General features: G+C 43.2%; 2 protein-coding genes, 2 tRNA genes and 2 rRNA genes (1 of these 6 running past the window's edge). 2 read left to right on the top strand and 4 right to left on the bottom strand.

All coding sequences use genetic code 11. The features are described 5' to 3' along the window. The 4 genes from ACZ1GR_RS15620 to ACZ1GR_RS15605 form a co-directional block, all read right to left on the bottom strand. A 23S ribosomal RNA gene (locus tag ACZ1GR_RS15620) occupies positions 1–915 on the bottom strand; it reaches 1,905 nt to the left of the window's first position. Between the two features lie 238 nt (positions 916–1,153). Next, a tRNA-Ala gene (locus ACZ1GR_RS15615) sits at positions 1,154–1,227 on the bottom strand. 243 nt (positions 1,228–1,470) lie between these two features. Next, positions 1,471–1,544: transfer RNA gene (locus ACZ1GR_RS15610), tRNA-Ile, on the bottom strand. A 106-nt stretch (positions 1,545–1,650) separates the two neighbouring features. After that, positions 1,651–3,174, bottom strand: a 16S ribosomal RNA gene (locus tag ACZ1GR_RS15605). The 16S and 23S rRNA genes sit together here with 2 tRNA genes alongside, the layout of an rRNA operon. Positions 3,175–3,641: 467 nt before the next feature. Between ACZ1GR_RS15605 and thrS the strand changes: the two genes are divergently transcribed. Next, a complete protein-coding gene (thrS, locus tag ACZ1GR_RS15600; protein ID WP_472609798.1) occupies positions 3,642–5,582 on the top strand; it encodes a threonine--tRNA ligase in 1,941 nt (646 codons plus the stop codon). 34 nt (positions 5,583–5,616) lie between these two features. Next, entirely contained in the window at positions 5,617–6,168 is a 552-nt protein-coding gene (gene infC, locus ACZ1GR_RS15595) for a translation initiation factor IF-3 (protein WP_449257563.1), read from the top strand. Positions 6,169–6,197 lie beyond the last annotated feature (29 nt).

Genomic DNA, 6,197 nt, shown 5'->3' with positions numbered 1-6,197 from the left:
GCGGTGAAGCCCCCGCATCCAATCAGTAGCTCTACCTCTATAAAACTTTTGATACGCTGCACCTAAATGCATTTCGGGGAGTACGAGCTATTTCCGAGCTTGATTGGCCTTTCACCCCTACCCACAGGTCATCCCAAGACTTTTCAACGTCAACGGGTTCGGTCCTCCACTATGTGTTACCACAGCTTCAACCTGCCCATGGGTAGATCGCACGGTTTCGCGTCTACTACTACTGACTAAGGCGCCCTGTTCAGACTCGCTTTCGCTACGGCTCCGGTTCTTAAAACCTTAACCTTGCCAGTAAAAGTAACTCGTAGGCTCATTATGCAAAAGGCACGCCGTCACCCATATGGGCTCCGACCGCTTGTAAGCGTATGGTTTCAGGATCTTTTTCACTCCGTTATTCACGGTTCTTTTCACCTTTCCCTCACGGTACTGGTTCACTATCGGTCTCTCAGGAGTATTTAGCCTTATCGGATGGTCCCGACTGATTCACACAGGGTTTCACGTGCCCCGCGCTACTCAGGATACCACTATCTCGCTACGCTTTACCTATACCGGGCTATCACCGTCTATGGCCACTCTTTCCAAAGTGTTCTAGTTCATTATAGTTCGAATATCGTGGTCCTACAACCCCAATTATGCCGAAACATAATTGGTTTGGGCTAATCCGCGTTCGCTCGCCACTACTAACGGAATCACTTTTGTTTTCTCTTCCTCCGCCTACTTAGATGTTTCAGTTCAGCGGGTTCGCTTCCTTTCGGATGACATGCCTTCAACATGCCGGGTTGCCCCATTCGGATATCCACGGATCAACACTCGTGTGCAGTTCCCCGTGGCTTTTCGCAGCTTATCACGTCCTTCATCGCCTCTGAGAGCCTAGGCATTCCCCATACGCCCTTAATTTGCTTGTCGCATTATATATCCCTTGATATAAATGCCCTCTCGTAATCCTTAATTACTATTAACTTATTGTATTCTATTCTACTACTTAAGTTTCTTCTTTTGACTTATTATAAATGACTCGTGCCTTTATAATATGTCCCAATATGTCAATGAACGTTTACCCTGAATTCAGTTCAGGGTCTCCTTCGGTTCGTACCGATATTAATCGGTCCTCGCTTAAGAGGTACTGAAACAAGTTCAGCACAAGTGGAGAATATCGGAGTCGAACCGATGACCTCCTGCGTGCAAGGCAGGCGCTCTAGCCAGCTGAGCTAATCCCCCATATACTAGTAGTTAGTACATAGTAGTCAGTAGTCAGTACCTCCAACTACTACTCAACTTCTAGAATTTCCTATTCAATATTTCAATCAATGAACGTTTCTTCAATTAACAATTATCAATTTACATTCAACAAAATCTCCATTGTTCATTGTAAAATTGATTATTGACCATTGCAATCCGTAGTCCCAGGCAGACTCCCCTCGACCTCGCTCGGGATAAACTTCTCGCCTGTCTTTCGACTTGTAGTCTCAGGCAGACTCGAACTGCCGACCTCTACATTATCAGTGTAGCGCTCTAACCAGCTGAGCTATGAGACTGTTGGGCCTTATGACCATTATTTTAAAACATATAGATAGACAACATAAAAGAGCACGAACCACCCTGATGCAGAAGAACAAGGGCAATTGAACAAATCTTCTCTAGAAAGGAGGTGTTCCAGCCGCACCTTCCGGTACGGCTACCTTGTTACGACTTAGCCCTAGTTACCGATTTTGCCCTAGGCCGCTCCTTACGGTGACGGACTTCAGGCACTCCCAGCTTCCATGGCTTGACGGGCGGTGTGTACAAGGCCCGGGAACGTATTCACCGGATCATGGCTGATATCCGATTACTAGCGATTCCAGCTTCACGGGGTCGAGTTGCAGACCCCGATCCGAACTGTGACCGGCTTTATAGATCCGCGCCCACTTGCGTGGTGGCTTCCCTCTGTACCGGCCATTGTAGCACGTGTGTGGCCCAGGACGTAAGGGCCGTGATGATTTGACGTCGTCCCCACCTTCCTCACGGTTTGCACCGGCAGTCCCGTTAGAGTCCTCAGCATGACCTGCTAGCAACTAACGGTAGGGGTTGCGCTCGTTATAGGACTTAACCTGACACCTCACGGCACGAGCTGACGACAACCATGCAGCACCTTGTAGATAGTCCGAAGAAATAAGCATCTCTGCCTAATGCAATCTACATTTAAGCCCTGGTAAGGTTCCTCGCGTATCATCGAATTAAACCACATGCTCCACCGCTTGTGCGGGCCCCCGTCAATTCCTTTGAGTTTCATTCTTGCGAACGTACTCCCCAGGTGGGATACTTATCACTTTCGCTTGGCCACGGAGTCCGAAGACCCCACAGCTAGTATCCATCGTTTACGGCGTGGACTACCGGGGTATCTAATCCCGTTCGCTCCCCACGCTTTCGTCCATCAGCGTCAGTATATAGTTAGTCACCTGCCTTCGCAATCGGTGTTCTATGTGATATCTATGCATTTCACCGCTACACCACATGTTCCGGCAACTTCACTATAACTCAAGACATACAGTATCAAAGGCAATTTTACAGTTGAGCTGCAAACTTTCACCCCTGACTTATACGCCCGCCTACGGACCCTTTAAACCCAATGATTCCGGATAACGCTCGGACCCTCCGTATTACCGCGGCTGCTGGCACGGAGTTAGCCGGTCCTTATTCTTACGGTACCGTCAGCTATCTACACGTAGATAGGTTTCTTCCCGTATAAAAGCAGTTTACAACCCATAGGGCCGTCATCCTGCACGCGGCATGGCTGGATCAGGCTCCCGCCCATTGTCCAATATTCCTCACTGCTGCCTCCCGTAGGAGTCTGGTCCGTGTCTCAGTACCAGTGTGGGGGATCCCCCTCTCAGGGCCCCTAACCATCGCGGTCTTGGTGAGCCGTTACCTCACCAACTAACTAATGGTACGCATGGCCATCCCTGTCCGATAAATCTTTAATCACAATAACATGTGTCAAAATGATACTATGGGGCATTAATCCAAATTTCTCTGGGCTATTCCCCTGACAGGGGCAGGTTCCATACGCGTTCCGCACCCGTGCGCCGGTCGTCAGCAAAGTGCAAGCACTCCCTGTTACCCCTCGACTTGCATGTGTTAGGCCTGCCGCTAGCGTTCATCCTGAGCCAGGATCAAACTCTTCATTGTTGATCGTTAAATATCTCAAGATATCCAATCGACCCTCTTAAAGTCCTCTTGACGTCAAAATGGTTCTTCAATAATTCTCTTTTACGCTGTCTATTCCAATATGTATATGAACTTCTTTACTCCTTATTCCTTTTCGAAAAAAAAGAACCCATAATAGGCCCTCTCTACCTCAAAAATTACCCTGCTTATCTAGCAAAGCGGGTGCAAATATAAAAACCTTTTTTTAACTCAGCAAAGTCTTTTTGAATAAAAATGTAAAAAAGTTTTAATTTACTGATAATCATTATTTTATACCTGAAAAAATTTAAAATTTTAGGACTTTTAAGGTAACACCTTTTTTTCATCCTACCAAATAACCTAATAATGATATTCTTTATCGAAATAAATACAAAAATGAAACCCCTCTTAATATTGTGGCATCCGCACAAGATATTATCTTTGCTGCTATTCTAATTTTAAGGTTAACGATGATAAAAATTACACTACCCGATGGAGCAATAAAAGAAGTAGCGGAAGGCAGTTCCCCATTTGATGTTGCCAAAAGTATTAGTGAAGGACTAGCGCGAAACGTTATTTCTGCAAAATTTGATGATACTACGGTCGAGGCAACAACCCCATTGACCAAAGATGGTAGTCTAACCTTATATACATGGAATAACGATGAAGGAAAAAAAGCTTTTTGGCATTCTACCTCACATGTTGTTGCGCAAGCTTTAGAAGAACTGTATCCGGGCATTAAGCTCACTATAGGCCCTGCCATAGAAAACGGATTCTATTATGATGTCGATTTAGGAGATCAGGTCATTTCTGAAAAAGACTTTCCCGCAATAGAAAAGAAAGCACTTGAAATTGCCCGAGAAAAACATGATTTTAAAATGAGGGAAGTTTCTAAAAGTGAGGCCTTGGCCTATTATAAGGGTCAAAATAACGCCTATAAAGTAGAGCTAATAGAAAATCTCACCGATGGTGAAATCACATTCTGTGACCATAGTACCTTTACAGATTTATGCCGCGGAGGCCACATTCCAAATACCGGCATCATAAAGGCGATTAAAATATTAAGTGTTGCTGGTGCTTACTGGCGTGGTGATGAAAAAAATAAACAACTTACTCGAGTTTATGGCATTTCGTTTCCCAAACAAAAAGAACTAACAGCTTACTTAGAACTTCTTGAAGAAGCCAAGAAAAGAGACCATAGAAAACTAGGTAAAGAATTAGAGTTATTTACCTTTTCGCAAAAGGTAGGTCAAGGATTGCCATTATGGCTTCCGAAAGGGGCCGCATTAAGAGAGCGTCTTGAGGACTTTTTGAAAAAAGCACAAAAAAAAGCAGGTTATGAAATGGTGGTAACTCCACATATTGGCCAAAAAGAGCTTTATGTAACGTCTGGTCACTATGCCAAATATGGTGAAGATAGTTTTCAGCCTATAAATACACCTAAAGAAGGCGAAGAGTTTTTATTGAAGCCTATGAACTGCCCACATCACTGCGAAATTTATAATTCTAGCCCATTTAGTTATAAAGACTTACCCAAACGCTTTGCGGAGTTCGGAACCGTCTATCGCTATGAGCAAAGTGGAGAATTACATGGTTTAACAAGGGTTAGAGGTTTTACGCAAGATGATGCCCATATTTTTTGCACTCAAGAACAGTTAAATGATGAATTTAAAAATGTAATAGATTTAACGCTATATGTATTAGGTTCTCTAGGATTTGAAAATTTCACGGCACAGGTATCGGTAAGAGACCTAGAAAAACCAGAGAAGTATATTGGAGATGCCACAAATTGGGAGAAAGCCGAACAGGCGATAATTGATGCAGCTGAAGAAAAAGGTTTAAATTATGTTATTGAGACAGGCGAAGCTGCATTTTATGGTCCTAAACTTGATTTTATGGTCAAGGATGCCCTCGGGCGCAATTGGCAATTGGGAACCATTCAGGTAGATTACAATCTTCCTGAGCGCTTTGACCTAACCTATAAAGGCAGTGATAATGAACTACATAGACCCGTAATGATACATCGCGCGCCGTTTGGAAGCATGGAGCGTTTTGTGGCATTATTATTGGAACACACCGGGGGCAACTTCCCTTTATGGCTCATACCGAAACAAGCTATCATACTGCCGGTCAGCGAGAAACATGAAAAATATGCTGAAAAAGTTTTGAATTCGTTGGAAAATCACGAAATTCGCGCGCTCATTGATAGTAGGAACGAGACTGTAGGAAAGAAAATTAGAGAGGCAGAGCTTAAAAAAATACCTTTTATGCTCATCGTCGGAGAGAATGAAGAAGAGGCAGAAACTATATCGGTAAGAAAACATGGTGGTGAAGACTTAGGCAGTATATCAATAAGCAAGTTTTCAGACTTGGTTTCAAAAGAAATAAATAGTACCTTAAAGTCGTTCTAAAAATAAGTTTAATTAAAAAAAATAAGTCATAGCAATACGTAGAAGATTTAAACCCCAACCAAGAAGGGAAAACAAGAACCCTCACAATATCAATGAAAAAATCTTAGCTCCAGAGGTAAGATTGGTTGGAGACAATGTTGAAGTAGGAGTTTATCCTATTAGAAAGGCCTTAGACAAGGCCGAAGAATTGGAATTGGATTTAGTAGAGATTTCTCCTAAAGCTAAGCCTCCTGTTTGTAAGATTATAGACTATAAAAAGTTTTTGTACGAACAGAAGAAGCGCGAAAAAGTCATGAAGGCCAAAGCGACCAAAGTTATTGTAAAAGAAATACGATTTGGTCCGCAAACGGATGATCATGATTATGAATTTAAAAAGCGACATGCTGAAAAATTCTTGAAAGAAGGCGCCAAATTAAAAGCATATGTATTCTTTAAGGGACGGTCAATAGTGTATAAGGACCAAGGAGAAATACTTTTATTACGACTTGCCCAAGAGTTGGAAGACTATGGCAAAGTAGAGCAAATGCCTAGATTGGAAGGTAAAAGAATGACAATGTTCTTAGCCCCAAAAGCTAGCAAAAAGTAAGCGGGATGCCGATTATCTCTGATGTATTT

This window comes from Croceitalea sp. W27, from assembly GCF_055693185.1.
Note: the sequence above shows the minus strand (reverse complement) of the source record. Positions and strands in the feature narration are given on the sequence as shown.

Excerpts from the sequence above, each read along its gene's own strand:
- thrS (WP_472609798.1), top strand. The coding sequence starts at position 3,642 with ATGATAAAAATTACACTACCCGATGGAGCAATAAAAGAAGTAGCGGAA.